Source organism: Nostoc sp., from assembly GCF_036917675.1.
Taxonomy (GTDB): Bacteria; Cyanobacteriota; Cyanobacteriia; order Cyanobacteriales; family Nostocaceae; genus Nostoc.
The window spans coordinates 1-16,502 of record NZ_JBALCT010000056.1; the positions used below are offsets into that span (position 1 = coordinate 1).

Genomic DNA, 16,502 nt, shown 5'->3' on the forward strand with positions numbered 1-16,502 from the left:
CAGATCATACTGTGGATGAACTAGTACCTACAGAAACTTCTCTAGATATCAATTTTGGGGAAACTTCAGATTTAGTATCATCCCAAGTACAGCCAAGTGATTTGTTCGGCTCTTTCGATGAAAACACCGATGAGAATTCGCAACTACTGTTTGAAACGGTTATTCAGGAAGATGTAGAAACCCATTTGTGGGATCTAGGAGAGATATCTGAAGTTGCACTAGTATCAGAGGGAGAAAATGCTATTATTGCCCCGACTGAAGAATCGGCAACCGCAGAAACCATTGAAATAGTTGCTCCAGAAGATGAATTTGCAGACTTGGCAGCATTACTAGGAGAGGAAGTAGCACCGATTCCCAAAGCTAAGGAAATACCAGAACTAGATTTTGATGCCTTGGAAGAATTGCTAGGTACAGATAACGACGAGGCGGCTGCTATATCTAGCGATGTCTACGACGGGCTACGCCAACGCCAGCCCTTGAACACTCAACCAGTCTTGGCTAAAAATGCCCTTCCATCACCAGGCACAGATGAATTTGGTGACTTGGAGAAGTTGCTGGCAGAAGCAGATCAAACAATATCCCATTCCCCAGTAGTAAAATCTAACACCAGCAAAATTATACGCCCCTCAACTCGTCGGGCTGCGAGATTTGAAGAATCGATGAAGGTTCCAGTTAAGCAACTGGACGATATGAGTAATTTAGTTGGGGAGTTGGTGGTAAATCGCAATACCTTAGAGCAAGATAACGAACGGCTGCGGCAGTCACTAGATAACTTGCTGATTCAGGTACAACAACTCTCGGATGTGGGCGCAAGGATGCAGGAGTTGTATGAGCGATCGCTACTGGAAGCTTCTCTGTTAGCCGGACGCAAAAAGAAAGACTCCGGTTTGCCAGCCTCTGATTTCCATGCCGATAGAGGTTTTAGTGAGCTAGAAATGGATCGGTTTACTCCTTTTCATACACTGTCCCAGCAGATGATTGAGCGCATTGTCCGTATACGTGAATCGTCTAGTGATATTGACTTTGTAACCGAAGAAACCGAGCGAGTAGCGCGGCAGTTCCGCCAAGTAACCACCCAGTTACAAGAGGGATTAACAAGAGCGCGAATGGTGCCTTTTGCCCAAACCATCGATCGCTGGCGGCGAGGAGTGCGTGACAATGCGATCAAGTGTGGCAAACAAATAGAGTTGGTGATCGAAGGTGGTGATACCTTAATTGACAAGATGATTTTGGATCATCTGACCGATCCGTTAACTCACATGCTGAATAATGCGATCGCTCACGGTATTGAAACGCCAGAAGAGAGGCAAGCTGCTGGTAAACCACCCGTGGGAATCATTACGATCCGTGCCTTCTACCAAGGCAACCAAACTATCCTTTCTGTAGGCGATGATGGCGCAGGTATCGATTCCGCAAGGATCAAAGCTAAGGCGGTAAAGATTGGCATGATTACACAAGCCCAGGCAAAAGCTATGTCTCGCCTGGAAGTCTACGATCTGCTGTTCCAGTCTGGTTTTACGATCAAAGACCAGGCAGATGAAATTTCTGGTCGTGGTGTGGGTATGGACGTAGTGCGCTCCGAAATTAGCGAAATTCGGGGCACAGTTACCACCGATTCGACAATCGGTAAGGGAACCACCTTCACAATTCGTCTGCCACTGACTCTGAGTATTTGTAAAGCTCTTTGCTGCGTCTCTGATCGAGCTAGAATTGCTTTCCCGATGGACGGTGTAGAAGATACGCTCGATATACCAGTCAAAAATATTCAGCATGATGCTAATGGGCAATCATTTATTTCCTGGCGCGATACGGTGCTGCCATTCCGACCCCTGAGAGAACTTTTAACCTTCAATCGCCAGATCAGTCGCGGCAATGTCTATGGCGGCACCAGAGATGATGATATGGTTTCTGTAGTTGTGGTGCGATCGGCAAATACCATGATTGCTTTACAGATTGACCTGGTGTTGAGCGAACAAGAAATTGTAATTAAGCAATTTGAAGGCCCAGCGCCTAAACCCATTGGTGTAGCTGGTGCTACAGTCCTGGGTGATGGTCGGATTATGCCTATTGCTGACGTGCTGGAAATAATTGACATCTTCCAAGGACGGATTTCTACACAACTTGGTGGCAGTTCTTGGCAACAGAAAGCTACTCCCCCAGACACCTCTGTTGCGAAGATTGACCCGACAGTGCTGATCGTCGATGACTCAATTACAGTTCGAGAATTGCTATCCCTGACGTTTAACAAAGCAGGTTATCGCGTAGAACAGGCGCGTGACGGACAGGAAGCTTGGGATAAACTCCGCTCTGGTCTGCCTTGCGATATTGTATTTTGCGACATTGAAATGCCCCGTTGCGATGGTCTGGAGTTACTATCTCGCATTCAGAAAGACCCAAACCTCAACCACCTACCGATCGCTATGCTCACCTCGCGGGGTGCAGACAAGCACAGACAAATTGCAGCTCAACTCGGTGCTAGTGGTTACTTTACCAAGCCCTATCTCGAAGAAGCTCTACTTGAAGCTGCGGCGCGGATGTTGAAAGGGGAAAAACTTCTTAGCAGTACAAGTAATGTTTAGTGACACTAGTAAACTCAGCGATTTCCGTGAGGAACTCGCTGAGTTTACTAATTCTTGGTTCATGCAGTCCACAAAACATGATTAGTTTCCCAATCAAACCCCTGCGAAGTTAGCTTTTCGCCCTACTCCTCTTGGGCATCAGGTGCGGGTGAACCCGGTATGTATTTGACTTGCTCGATCGCACCAGTGTATTTAAAGACCCCATATTTTTTGTAGAGATCCCATGACACGGGACTACGGGCATCTTTACCAATGTCCAATCCTTCATAGGGAAAGCCACTAAAGGTTAGCCCCAGCTTACCCGCCGCAACTTGCTGTCCGTTGACGGAGAGTGTTCCAGACCCCTGGCGCTTGCCCAGTGCATCGTAATTCAAATCGATGTTAAGTTGACCTGGCTGTAGCGGGACGGCGGGAAACTTAATTGGCTGACCATAGTTATTGTGTTCGTAGTACAGCTTGCCATCCTCTATATAGAAGATATAACCAACTTCCTGTCCACCGTGGGCCAGAATCACCCCGCGATCGCCTGCTTTATACTGAGCCTTCACCTGGATGGTATAATCGCGATCGCTCACCAAGGGCAAAATGTCCGGTTCCAGTACCAACTCACCTGTATGGAATGTCTTCGGTTTCACTTTCTCCTTAATATAAGGCGGCACTCCTCCATGTTCCGGGGATTCTAACAGGGGATAAACTTGATACTTAAATGCTGCCGCATCAAAGGCTGCTGCTAGTTTTTTGACTTTCTCTGGATACTGGTTGGCCACATTGTTGCTTTCGGAGTAATCTTTGTTGAGGTTGTACAACTGCCACTCGGAGTCACTAAATGGTTTCCCGGTTTGATGATCGGTGACAGCATACCAACCATCTTTGTAATACCCTCGATTGCCTGAATTCTCATAGTATTGTTCAGTTCTTTGAGAGGGCGTATTGGCATTATTCAAGAGATAGGCAAAGCTGATACCTTCTAGAGGTTTCGTGGGTTTGCCATTAAATCTGTCAGGATGCTTGATGCCCGTCAATTCTAGGAGGGTAGGTGTAATGTCTGTGATGTGCGTAAATTGTGTCCGTGTAGCACCCAAATCTTTGATTTTTGCTGGATAGGAAACAATCAATGGATTCCGTCTACCGCCCCCAAGGGTAAAGAACTTGTACAGCTTCAGGGGTGTATTAGAAACGGTTGCCCAGCCAATAGGATAGTGAGGCGCAGTCTGAGGACTACCAATCAACTCGAACCGACTGATATCTAGGGCTTTATCGTCTGGTAAACCGGAGTAATGTCGGGCTACATTCGTTGTACCATTTGCCCCACCTTCTCCAGAACCCCCATTATCAGAAGCAACAATGATAATTGTGTTGTTGAGTTGCCCGGTGGACTCTAGATACTGATAGAGTTTGCCAAAGTTTTGATCCAGGTTATCAACGAAGGCTGCATAGGCTTCTTGGTAACGGGCAAATAGCTTTTTATCCTCAGCCGATAGTGTATTCCAAGCTTTAACGCCTGGATTTGGGGGTGGTAGTTGAGTGTCGGCAGGAATTAGCTTTGATGTAAGTTGCTTCTGGTACCGTTGTTGGCGTAGTACGTCCCAGCCGACATCATACTTGCCTTTGTATTTGGCAAGGTCTGCTGGATGAATATTAAACGGTGAGTGAACAGCATTGTTGGCAAAATACAAGAAAAATGGCTTCTCTGGAGATTTAGTTTTTGCTTGTTTGAGCAATGCGATCGCTTTTTCTGCCCAGTAGTCAGTGGTGAGGAAATTCTCAGGATAGCGATCGACTGAAATCGGCGTATTGTCTTCGTAGAGAATATGGGGTTTCTGGGGATGTTCCAATCCATCTAAGAACCCAAAGAAATGTTCAAACCCCCGTTGTAACGGCCAGGAATTTAATGAAGCGGTGGCCGTGCGATCGTAAGTCTGAGTCAAATGCCACTTACCTGTCAGCAGGGTAGAATAGCCATTGCTACGTAAAATTTCTGCCAGAGTCACGACATTGCTCTGAATTTCACCCGCATAACCGGGAAAACCAGGGTTTCCCTCAGCAACCCAACCGACACCCGCAGAGTGGGCATTTAATCCGGTCAATAAAGATGCTCTTGTGGGAGAACAAAGCTGATGCGTTGTGAAGTTGTTAAACCGCAGTCCGTTAGCTGCCAATTTATCAATATTCGGTGTACTGATTTCTGAACCGTAGGGGCCTAAATCCGAAAACCCCAGATCGTCAATTAGGAAAACAACAATGTTGGGGGCCCCTTTTGGTGCTGCGGTGGTGCCAGATGAAACCAGAGATTTGTCGCCTAAAACTGATGGAGGCTGTGGAGTCCACCAGGGCGTTGATTCTGCCAAAGTTCTGCCGATTTTGCCTTGAAATCCAGCGTAGGCTTGCTCCCTTGCATTGCCTGCTTTCTGAGCTAAACTGCTGGCGATCGTTGTGCCAGTAACCAGCAAGATGCTAAATACAACCAATGTTAACCAAGCAGTTGGTGAAACAAGTTTTTGCTTGACTTTTTGAATGAATGATGGATTTCGTTTTCTGTTCAACAAACCTGCCTCCTTACAAGCGATAGTACTTAAGCCAGCACAAGTGATGTGCTGGATCAAAAATTAATACAAACAAATGCGAATATTATACTATAGCTCTATCGATTTATCGTAGTATTAAGTTAAGCTAAAGCACGATACCCGATTTAGTCCTTTGTAAGGGTATTCTCACCCGCGTCAAGCGAATATTGAGTTTACGCAACGCCGAATAGCCCGTCGCAGACATCGCTACATCACTCAAACGACTAAAGACCTATTGGGTAAAAGCTTTGCAGAAATTTTAACTTCTGACCGATATGGTGCTTACAATTGGGTTGGCTCTGAGAGTTTTTAAGTGGTAAATTCTTATTAGATATAGGACTTAGGCAAAACTACACGCCCTCTGGGGCAATTCATGTAGACGCAAAGCGGCTGACCGCAGAGTATTGCCCCCTACCTGAAAATCAGGGTTTTGGCTATTGTTTACGTAAGTCCTAAGATAATCGAAATATAATATACATGCATTTTATTTAGCAAAACCAAACTAAGATAAGGATCTTTCCAAATTTCTGTGCTTTCGTTCGTACAACTTTTTTAGAGTAACCCCTAAATATCTGAAAATATTGCCTAAATGGCAACATTGCTCTCCTGAGTTTAGGTATTGTCAGTGTTAAGTTTATCGATTGTGGATTCTACACTCAGACTTGTCCATTAATTACATACAATTTGTATAAAAAGCTACAGATAACCTAATTTATATAGGAGGAAGGGATTTGGTATACCTAATCATTTGTCTATACCAAAACCTACGTTAGAAAGAGAACAGATCAAACATCTAAAAAAGACACTATAACGATGCAAAACTACGTTATGACCTCTACTAGCAGTGAATTTGGCCGCACATGGTCAATAAAAACACAATATGTAGCTTTTCTGTAGTTGACTAGTGGTAGATTTAAGTTACTCTTAAAGCGGATCGCTTCCTCTAAGAATCTACCCTGACAGAAGTGTATAAAGATATAGTTAAATTTAGCAATTCTGTCCGAGATTTTGAATTTGCAAACTGAATAGTTTGATACGGCGCTCAAAAGCCTGATCCACTACCCTAAACAAAGTAGTCAATTACATGACTCAATATCATCTGTCTGCTAATTGTAATGAATAGTTTACAATACAGTGGATGAGAAAATCTAAAGAAAATATAAAAGAGACTCAACTGTGGTGTCTGGAGGACAAAAGTGTTTCTGAGACTAGCACATCAACATCGACAATTCGTCCAAGACTTGGTAATGAACCTGCAAGCCTTGGCTGTTGTACTAGAGCGACGCGGGTATCTTGCATCCTGCTACACCTGTGGCGACCAAATGAATAGTGCATCGTTTATGGTTAGCTTGGGTGATAACCACCTGATTCGGTTTTTAGTGTCCGATTACGGGATTACTTGGACGGAAATGCGGGATGACCGCGAATTAATGAAGCTAGAAGGTGCGGAGGCAATCAGCCAACTAGACGAACTGGCTAGTCTTGTCAAGCAATCTATGCAAACTGATACAGGCTCTAAAACTCTTGCCAAGAAGTATTAAGGTTCCAAAGGTCGATGGCAAATTAGAAATTCCATATTTCTTTGTCTAACATCTGGTTACGCAGATCGTTAGATTAGATATGGAAGTAAAGCAGCCGTCGGTGTTAGGGATGCTGAAAATGTCTATGGAGATGAGGTACTGGGAATTTTTAGGTGCTCGTCGATGAGGTAGGAATCGCGTGACTTTTAGTCATGGGAGGTTTAATATCGGTAATTGATAATGGTGGCTTAGTTAGCGATCGCTCTTACCTATTTGATTATTTTAAGTGATTGGCTCGTGGATAGCCCATCGCAGGTTTTTTTCTATCTGCCAAAACCTCACGAGCCGAATTTTGAGCTTTTAGCTGGAAGGTGTTAAAACATAGCAAAATGTGAGTTTGGGTAGTTAGACGCTGCTGTTTTCCCAAAATTTCATCAAAACGCGATCGCAGTTTTCGTTAATTATGTCTAGAATTTTTGCAGGAGCGATCGCCATTATCAAATCTTCCAATTTATATATTAGCCACAAGAAAAAAAGTCATCCTCTGGCAGAGGTGGGAACAATCAACACCTAAGGACAATTATATAATCATCCATTTGGGGTACAGTGATTCTGGGGTAGCTAAAGCTGTCGCCAGATTCTTTCTAGAGGTCGTTTTCTCCCCAAGCGCTAATCCCGGTGTGTCTCACCGTACTTAGATATGCCCCTAAAATATTCAGCGTTGCGTTATCGCCCCTGCTATTGAATGATTTGGAAAATTTATCGGTGCTGAGAAAATTGAAGATGTCAGAAGAAAAACCCAGCCAACCAAAACTACCACCAACCAGCGCCCTTGACAATCCATCAAGTCATGAATTTGGGAATTGGTTTGAATATCCTGTCAGAGTGCAACCCCACCACACTGACTATGCCGGTAATGTCTGGCACGGTTCCTATCTAGCTTGGATGGAAGAAGCACGGATTGAATGTTTACGATCTATAGGGATTGAATTTGCTGATTTAGTCGCGATAGGCTGCGATTTACCAGTTGTAGAACTGTCGGTGCGCTATCACCGTTCAATTCAATTGGGTATGGCAGTGGTGGTAAAAAGCCGCATGGCTGAGGTGACTGGCGTCCGAATCAATTGGGATTATGTCATTATCTCAACTGATGGACAACAATTATACGTCACTGCCAAGGTGACATTAGTAGCTTTAGATCGCGAAAGAGGCAAGATTATGCGTAAGTTACCGGCGAGTGTTAAGGATGCATTAGCCAAGATTTCAGCATTCAATAATAATTAACTAAGAAAGGTTGTAAGTAAGTGGGCAAGATTAACAATTCAAAATTCAAAATTCAAACATTTTAGACAATTTCAGACTCTTATTTAAACCCCGATGGTTCCTTCCCTGTCGTTCGCGTAGCGCGTGGTCTATTTACCTAAAAATTAGCTTAGGACTTACGCAGAAGAGATCCCCCAACCCCCTTAAAAAGTTGGCTCTTTCAGATCCCCCCTTAAAAAGCTACCGTGTATACACAAGTTATCCGATTACTCAAAAGTCCTCTAAAACCTCAAAGAGTCCTATCTTTAATCCCTCTTCTTACTAAGGAGAGGGACAGGTTTTACTACGTAAAACCTTTCTTGAGGTATTTCAGGGACTATGAGACTTAACCGGAAATGGCCTCACCAAAGACTTGTGTATACACCGTAGCCTTAAAAAGGGGGAATCGAGGTTTCAGGTTTTCAGTGCGTAAGTCCTATAGCTGTAAAAATTTTGTCATTTCATATTTTATACTTCACCTTTGATTAGCAAAAGTGAAGTATATATTTTTATTTACTACTTTGGATCTGTGACAGCTTTTGAGCAAACTGCGTTACGTAATGCCAAATATCTTGTGGAGTAATGCCAAAACCAATATTTAATAAAACAAGTATTGCGGCAATAGTCAATGCACTACTCAAAGTTGCTTTCAACAACTTCCACAATATTATGAAGACTATCCAAGCTACAATCAGCGTAGCAATCATATATATCAATTCCTTAATAATTGCCCTTGTCTGAGAGTCAGTTTATTCAGAAGGGGTAAGTTTTTGTTTTGCTAACAATCACTGGTATAAAAGATGCTAAACCTAATTTTTAATATCCGTTAGAATGGGGCTTTTTGTGATAATTAGCTTGGGGATATTCTAGCTAAAAATCAGATAATTATTTATGTAATATGCCGCTTTTTTGCAAAACTTTTGTAAAGATTTTTAATTTTTATTGGGAGATAAATTATAGATATACATAAAATTGATGGCTGATCCGGAAGCCACTGACTATCTTCAATAGAGTTTAATTGTAGTTTGGCGAGTAGGTCTTTGCCATCAGGTGAAATGATTTCCATCTTAATTGGATTAGAGGCTGGGGACTAGGCATCAATTTCTAATCCCCAGATCAATCTGAACTGAAGGTTTTTATCGCAGAGAAATTATCCGCGAGTGAGTTTCTAACTTTTCAGTCGCTGTTAAAACTTCTTGTCTTGCCCATTTATCTGCTGCCAAAATGTCATCTAAAGAGGGATTAGTACGGTTATCATTTTGATGGCGATCGCACACCGATTCGATACACCGGGGAATATCTAAAAACCGAATTTTTTCTGCTAAAAATAAAGCCACAGCTTGTTCATTGGCGGCATTCAACACAGCTGGCATCGAACCACCAGCTTTACCCACAGCATAAGCCAACTGCATACAAGGATACTTTTGGTGATCTGGTTCGCGGAAGGTTAAATTTCCAGCTTTGACTAAATCTAGTCGTTCCCAGTTGGTATAGATGCGATCGGGCCAAGATAGAGCATACAGCAAGGGTAAGCGCATATCCGGCCAACCGAGTTGGGCTAAAACTGAAGTATCTTGCAGTTCAATCAGGGAGTGAATAATGCTCTGGGGATGAATGACAATTTCGATATCGTCATAATCCAACCCAAATAGGAAGTGAGCCTCAATTACTTCCAGTCCTTTATTCATCAAAGTAGCAGAATCTACAGTGATTTTACGCCCCATCGACCAATTAGGATGCTTCAGAGCGTCAGCAACGGTGACATCTGCTAACTTTTCTACATCCCAGTCCCGAAAAGCCCCACCAGATGCAGTGAGCAAAATTTTCCGTAAGCCTCCTTTTGGCACACCTTGGAGGCATTGAAATATTGCGGAATGTTCGGAATCGGCTGGGAGTAATTTGACACCATGTTTCTCGACTAAGGGTAGAACCACAGGTGCCCCAGCAATCAGGGTTTCTTTGTTCGCTAAGGCAATATCTTTACCAGCTTCAATAGCTGCGATCGTGGGTAGCAAACCAGCACAACCAACGATCCCAGTGACAACGGTTTGGGCATCGCCGTAACGAGCGACTTCTATCACTCCGGCGTCACCTGCCAGTAGAATCGGTTGGGGATCTAAGTCTTTGATCGCTTCTTTGAGTGCTGGTAATTTCTCTTCTGAGCAAATTGCTGCTATTTTCGGTCGAAACTGCCGAATTTGAGCAGCGAACATTTCAACATTGCTCCCAGCTGCCAATCCCACAATCCGAAACTGATCTGGGTACTGAGTGACAATATCTAAAGTTTGAGTACCAATAGAACCAGTGGAACCAACGAGAGTAATCGCTTTCACAATTGCTTAAGGATTTACAGACAACTCCCACTATAAATTGCTTGGGACTCTTTCATAACAGCAATCACCATAATCGATACATTGACGCAAAGGAGAGACGCGGGGAGGGGAGAAGGAAAGTACTGTGCCAGCCCCAATCCGTTAAGTTCCTGACTTTTCACGGTATCTCGAAAACCTCTGTTCTTTATCTCTCTCCTAGAAGGAAAGGCATAAGTCCTAAACTATTTCATCGACTTTTAAAATACGCCCTAAAGCTGCTCTGTTTTAATATAACTAGACAAAACCTGTATTTATAAATACTATCTTTTTAATGATAAATTCCGAGAAAATTGGCAAAAGTAACCAAATAAGAAATAATTTCAAGTAGTTGCCGATTTGTCCAGTTTGTTAATGATGTTGGTGGAGGATTCACTATGCAAAATATTACTCATAAATTGCTGTGTTGCAGCCAGAGGTGAAAGGATGGATGCATAAAGGAGTTTGTTGAAGCACTCAACCTTATGGCCAAAGTTCAGATAGTTATAAAAAAAGTTTTATGGAAAAATGATTTCCTGTTTCCAGCAGCGATATGGCTTGCCAGCCGAATATTCATCTGGACTGCCATGTTGCTGGTTGCGCCAAAACTACCCTTACCAGCAGAAGAATTTTTGCCCCCTTTTGGCTGGGGGGTTTTTGATGCCTGGGATAGTATACATTACCGAGCGATCGCTACTTCTGGATATGAATTTGTGAATGACGGCAAGCAACATAATCTGGCCTTCTTTCCCCTGTTTCCCTTAAGCATCTGGGTTTTGATGAAGTTGGGCTTACCGTTTGAATTAGCAGGTACGTTGGTAAACAACTTGGGATTTTTTGCCGCGCTTTACTGTTTGTACTTTTGGATCAAAGAGCATTATGGCATTAGTACAGCGCATTGGGTGACTGCTGTAGTTTCCTGGTATCCATCTTCTATGTTTACAGGGGTGGTTTACACAGAAGGGCTGTATTTGTTTTTGAGTACGGCGACTTTGCGGGCGTTTGATCAAAAGCAGTATGGCTGGACTGCCCTTTGGGGTGCGATGGCGACAGCAACACGTCCTACAGGTATGGCATTAATTCCAGCATTAGCGATCGCAGCGTGGAAAGAAGGCCGACCACCCATTGCCTATATAGCTGGTTTTACTACCGCTATTGGCATACTTCTATTCAGTTTGTATTGTGCGATTTATTTTGGCAACCCTCTAGCTTTTATCGAAGCACAACGGGGATGGCGACCAACTCTGGGATTTGATTGGCAGGGTTGGTTAAATATGCTCATGCAAATTGCAGTTGGTAGGAAAAATTGGCAACATGGTTGGGTTCAAAACTCCTCTGGCGGGATTCAAGACCCCTGGTATCTCTTCTTGTTTAGTGCGATCGTTGCCAGTGGCTATCTTTTATGGCGTTTTCGTCAACGTTTTAGTTCTGCGAAATTATTCTATGGCTTTTATGCGTTAGTCTTATTTTTGTTGATTCTGGCCAGCGAACAGTGGATCAATAACTTGCTCAACTTGTTCATGGTCTTGGGTGGTGGCTATGTGTTGTGGCGCTTACACACGCAACTCACCCCAGTTACAGTTATTTATGGCTTTTGTGGTATTGGTTTGCTGCTAGCCTCTGGAGGCACCATCTCCTTAAGCCGTCTCGCCTATGGTATTGTGCCTTTGAATATAGCCATTGGTTTGCTGCTATCTCGCCATCCTCGTCAGGGATATTTAATATTAGGTGCTTTTGTGACATTACTAGCCAAAATAGCTGTAGGATTTGCCCAAGAGCGCTGGGTTGGTTAGAGGTTGTTTGAAAAGTGGTATGTTGTGATTTTAATCGAATTATTACCCCCCTTAATCCCCCCGATGCATTGGTGGGAAACCGGAAAATTTAGTTCCCTCACGCCACATGCTTCAAGTCGGGCTTTGCCGCCCAACGCAGTGGCTCCCCAATATATCGGGGAGGGTTAGGGTGGGGTAAAAATATTTGATACATCAATCATGACTTGTTCATTCATCCTCTTAGAGGGTTTGATCCATATATTTAACGTGAGTTCGATAAACCTCACCCCCAACCCCTCTCCTTATTAAGGAGAGGGGAGATAAAGAATAAGCTTTATCGGGGTAAGGTAAAGCTGTACCTCAGTTACTTAGAAAACGCTATAGCAATTGTATTGAGATACCAGTTCTGAAATTTTCAGAGCCTAACTTGAACATCTTCATGATTACTAAGGAACGTGGATTAAATAAAATGCAAAACTTCATTCTGTCTCTAGCTTCCCTCTCCTTTATAAGGAGAGGGATTGAGGGTGAGGTAAGCCAGGGACATAAATTATATTTTATTTAATTCTTATTCCTAAGTTACTTCACTTCACTGGGTTCAAACTTAGCCACCTTACCTTTCTTAACGGCGACAATTACATCATAGGTTGAACAGTAAGAGAATGTGACATTATTGGCTTTGTTGTAAAGGTTAACTACATGACCGGCTCCACCTGGCTGGATACCGATTGGCTCCAAATCCCCAAAAAAGAAACGACGCAGCTGATCGCCACTACCAATTTGACCCTTATTTTTAGTGAGTAATGCTATTTTCTGATTTACAGACAATTCTTGAGCTGATGCCTGAACTAATGCCGGATTGATTACTTTCAATGGTGCTTCCCAAACCGTTAAAAAACCAGTAAAGGCAAGAGTTGCGATTAAGGGTGTGAGTTTCATTTGTGGCTCCTAATATTTGAGTATCCCGAACACCCAAACTATCTCACTTGGCACTGAGAACTTATTGAAACTAAACCATAATTTTCATGAATTTATTCTTTGATAAAATTTAGTTAATTCTCAGCATTTTCTCAGCAAATCATGGTATGTCAAAGTCGCACGATAATTTCAGCCTTCTCTCAGCGAAACCTCATTTTTAACTGAATAAGAGCAACTTAGAATAATGAGCAATACCTTCATTGTAGTGGTGTTATTGTGACTAGACCCAAAAGGCCACATCGCGCAATCCACAGAATTTCTGGACAAACATATCTCTGGCTAGCAATCCTCATTTTCGGAGCCTCTAGTGCAGTTACTCGCAAGCTCACAGAAATTGGTGCCCAACACTTTATCGGTGGTCGTAATCCGATTTCTTTGTGTAATGTTTTATTTGTGGGAAACCTTTGTGCCTTGATTCTTTTGATCCTAATCTATGGACGACAGTGGAACAAAGCTACTTTGAAACAAATATCAAGAAAGGATTGGGTTAGTCTAACAGCAGTAGCGATCTTATCAGGAGCGATCGCCCCTGGCTTAATTTTCCAAGCACTGGCACTGACAGGGGTGAATAATGTTATTTTAGTGGGACGCTTAGAACTACCTCTAACTCTGGCTTTATCAGTTTGGTTGTTAAAAGAACGAGTAAGTATTTGGGAGTTTATCGGGGCAGTTGTCGCTTTTGTTGGCGTTACCCTAACTATTGTCCTTCAGCCTTCAAGCCAAGCGATGATGAATATGGGAGGTTTACAAGTGGGCTTAGGGGAATTTCTGGTAGCAGTAGGATCTGTGGCTGTAGCTGTTTCTACAATTATTGGCAAAAAATACCTCTCCCAGATCCCTTTAGGGATTTACAGTATCTTTCGTACTGCTCTGGGAACCGTAATCTTTTTCTTTTTGGCTTTAGCGCTTTATGGTAGTGACCATTTTGCTGATGTACTCTCACCGTTTCTGTGGCGGTGGATGTTCCTTTATGGTGGGTTGATTGTGGTGGTAGGTCAGTCCTTCTGGATTAAAGGCTTGAGAACTTCCCCTGTATCTACGGCTTCCTTAGTTGGCTCGTTTACTCCAATTGTGGGTATTGTCGCAGCTTATTTAATTTTGGGTGAGGCTCCTACTTTACCTCAATATATCGGCGGCAGTGTTATTTTAGTTGGCCTATTTTTGAGTCAACTTGGCAAAATGCAACAAACTTCTGACGGAGTCGCGTTTTCTACTCAAGCAGAACAAGAGGTAGAAAATGGGATGGGATTTAAGGGGATTTAAAAGCACTCAATTTTTTAATGAGATTGGGCGACCATCCCGGATTATCATTATTTTTTAAGCGTCAACTCTTGATTTTTGTTGAGTAATTTATTCTTTGGAAGTCCCTTATTGGTAAGTAGTTGAATTTAAATTTTCTAATGAATGTATCCAATCAAACGAAGATAGCCCTTGCTTTATTATTTCTAGGTGTAAGTGCCATATCTTTTGGATCTATTTTCGTGAGATTGAGCGAAACTGAACTCAGCCCTAATGCCACTGTATTTAATCGCCTTTGGCTTGGTAGTGTGGTCTTTTTGCTCTGGTATGGATACAAGGCGATATGTCAACGACTTTCCTTAGAGAAACCTATAGAACAGCAGCCCTACACCAGTCAGGATCTCTGGCTATTGCTTGGTGGCGGTATTTTTTGGGCTGCTACTTTAGTCTTGTTGGCTTGGTCGCTGACTGAGACTAGCATCGCTATTTCTAGTGTCTTACATAATCTTGCTCCCATATCTACTAGCTTAGGAGTGTGGCTATTATTTCGTCAGGGTTTTGAGAAGCAATTCCTGATTGGGATGGCGATCGCACTTGGGGGAGTGATCGCCATTGAATTTGAGGAACTGCAAATCGCCACAGATGAAGTTCAAGGAAGCTTGGCTGCCATCGCTTCGGCGATTTTCTTGAGTGCATACCTGCTGATTGTAGAAAAATTACGAACCAAATTTTCTCCGGCCACAATCCAGTTGTGGATCTGTGCGATCGCGGCTCTAGTCATCTTCCCCATACTTTTGTTCACTCAAGATCAGGTTTTCCCCTCTACAGTCAGTGGGTGGCTTTGGGTCATTTCCCTAGCCCTGATCTGCCAAGTTTTAGGTCATGGGCTTTTGACCTATAGCCTGGCCACATTTTCCTCTGTAGTTGTCTCCTTGGTGCATCTGTTAGAGCCAGTATTTAGCTGCATTTTCGCTCTTCTAATATTTTCGGAAAAATTAAGTTTCTCGAATTGGATAGGTTTCACTGTAGTTTTAATCGGTTTATACTTAGCCGTATTTAGCCAAGCTCCTGTTAATTACCCGTTCCAGGAATCAGTCAAAAATATAGTTAACACTTTCGTTAAAAGTATGACGATCAAACTGTCATTACTAAAGCAACAATTCTCCGAAACACAAGCTGTCCTGGGAACTGTTTCATTATTTTTTGCCCTAATTCCCCTCTCTTTGGCACCATCTCTTACCAAATTGTCCGAACAAGAAATTGGTGCAAATGCCATCGGATTTCATCGCAGTTGGATCGCCGCAGTCGTCTTTGGACTCTGGAATGGACTTGAGGCTTTGCGCCGCCAACAATCTGATCATCAACCTATAGAAGAGAAGCCTTTTACAAAACAGGAGGTGTGGCTATTGTTGGCAATGGGAACTGCTTCAACGACTTCCCTGCTGTTGTGGGCTTGGTCGCTGAGTCAAACTAGCGTTGCTAACGTGGCTTTGCTGTCTAATTTGAATCCTTTATTTGTTGCTGCGGCTGGGTATCTGTTATTTGGTCAGCGCTTCGATAACAGATTTCTTATTGGTATGGTTATGGCGCTTTTAGGTGCGATCGCCTTTGAATTTCATAAGATGCAATTTGCGAGTCACCAAATACTTGGTGATGCGCTAGCATTTATCAGCGCAATTTTTATCGCCACGTATCTGCTGCTGATCGAACGACTCCAAACCCGATTTACTACCGCAACCATAATGCTCTGGCGCTGTGGAGTGACTACAATATTTCTGTTGCCCATCCTCCCATTCATTGAAGAGAGATTGTTTCCCTATTCTGGGATGGGGTGGTTTTTGATCATTTTTCAAGCTCTCTTCTGCCAAGTCTTGGGTCAGGGACTTGTAACTTATAGCCTCAGCAGACTCTCGTCAGGCGTTGTCGCCGTTACTCTTCTCCTAAATCCAGTCCTGTCCTCGATTTTTGCTTGGTTCATTTTTTCAGAACAAGTAGGTTTGTTTGACTGGCTGACTTTTGCCGTCGTTTTAGTAGGTATCTATCTAGCCCAATCTAGTCAATCCACTGTTCAAGTCACCAACGAAGGATCATAAGCTGTTCAGCGCTATTTCATTCTCATCTAGCCCGCCTCAGAATGAATTCTGATTCTAATAGCGAAAGTCGTCTAAAGACGACTGAAACAAGGTTATAGTCCAATACG

Annotated in this window: 11 protein-coding genes; 6 read left to right on the forward strand and 5 right to left on the reverse strand. The window is 43.1% G+C overall.

The window, feature by feature from the left end:
* The coding region (locus tag V7K31_RS21535; RefSeq protein WP_335096727.1) for a hybrid sensor histidine kinase/response regulator at nt 1-2,579 on the forward strand (2,579 nt) is incomplete at its 5' end.
* Nucleotides 2,580-2,701: 122 nt separating this feature from the next.
* On the opposite strand, the gene V7K31_RS21540 is transcribed toward V7K31_RS21535, so the two are convergent.
* On the reverse strand, nt 2,702-5,122 hold the full coding sequence (locus V7K31_RS21540) for an arylsulfatase (protein WP_335096729.1): 2,421 nt from the start codon (nt 5,120-5,122) through the stop codon (nt 2,702-2,704).
* A gap of 1,217 nt (nt 5,123-6,339) precedes the next feature.
* Between V7K31_RS21540 and V7K31_RS21545 the strand changes: the two genes are divergently transcribed.
* Nucleotides 6,340-6,684 carry a DUF1815 family protein gene (locus V7K31_RS21545; protein ID WP_334824374.1) on the forward strand — a complete coding sequence of 115 codons (345 nt, stop codon included), beginning with the start codon at nt 6,340-6,342 and terminating at the stop codon, nt 6,682-6,684.
* Nucleotides 6,685-6,940: 256 nt separating this feature from the next.
* Here V7K31_RS21545 and V7K31_RS21550 read toward each other — a convergent pair whose 3' ends face one another.
* Entirely contained in the window at nt 6,941-7,090 is a 150-nt protein-coding gene (locus tag V7K31_RS21550; protein WP_335096730.1) for a hypothetical protein, read from the reverse strand.
* Nucleotides 7,091-7,446: 356 nt separating this feature from the next.
* On the opposite strand from V7K31_RS21550, the gene V7K31_RS21555 reads away from it, so the two are divergent.
* Nucleotides 7,447-7,947 carry an acyl-CoA thioesterase gene (locus V7K31_RS21555; RefSeq protein WP_335096731.1) on the forward strand — a complete coding sequence of 167 codons (501 nt, stop codon included), beginning with the start codon at nt 7,447-7,449 and terminating at the stop codon, nt 7,945-7,947.
* 527 nt (nt 7,948-8,474) lie between these two features.
* On the opposite strand, the gene V7K31_RS21560 is transcribed toward V7K31_RS21555, so the two are convergent.
* Both V7K31_RS21560 and dxr read right to left on the reverse strand, forming a co-directional pair.
* Complete coding sequence (locus V7K31_RS21560) at nt 8,475-8,672, reverse strand: hypothetical protein (protein ID WP_335096732.1); 198 nt, start codon at nt 8,670-8,672, stop codon at nt 8,475-8,477.
* A 429-nt stretch (nt 8,673-9,101) separates the two neighbouring features.
* Nucleotides 9,102-10,298: a 1-deoxy-D-xylulose-5-phosphate reductoisomerase gene (dxr, locus tag V7K31_RS21565; RefSeq protein WP_335096733.1), complete on the reverse strand. Its 1,197-nt coding sequence runs from the start codon at nt 10,296-10,298 to the stop codon at nt 9,102-9,104.
* Between the two features lie 500 nt (nt 10,299-10,798).
* On the opposite strand from dxr, the gene V7K31_RS21570 reads away from it, so the two are divergent.
* Entirely contained in the window at nt 10,799-12,106 is a 1,308-nt protein-coding gene (locus tag V7K31_RS21570; protein WP_335096735.1) for a hypothetical protein, read from the forward strand.
* Between the two features lie 558 nt (nt 12,107-12,664).
* Here the strand turns inward: V7K31_RS21570 and V7K31_RS21575 are convergent.
* Nucleotides 12,665-13,024 carry a hypothetical protein gene (locus V7K31_RS21575; RefSeq protein WP_335096737.1) on the reverse strand — a complete coding sequence of 120 codons (360 nt, stop codon included), beginning with the start codon at nt 13,022-13,024 and terminating at the stop codon, nt 12,665-12,667.
* A gap of 255 nt (nt 13,025-13,279) precedes the next feature.
* Between V7K31_RS21575 and V7K31_RS21580 the strand changes: the two genes are divergently transcribed.
* Both V7K31_RS21580 and V7K31_RS21585 read left to right on the forward strand, forming a co-directional pair.
* On the forward strand, nt 13,280-14,326 hold the full coding sequence (locus V7K31_RS21580) for a DMT family transporter (protein WP_335096739.1): 1,047 nt from the start codon (nt 13,280-13,282) through the stop codon (nt 14,324-14,326).
* A 137-nt stretch (nt 14,327-14,463) separates the two neighbouring features.
* A complete protein-coding gene (locus V7K31_RS21585; protein ID WP_335096741.1) occupies nt 14,464-16,395 on the forward strand; it encodes a DMT family transporter in 1,932 nt (643 codons plus the stop codon).
* Nucleotides 16,396-16,502: the final 107 nt, after the last annotated feature.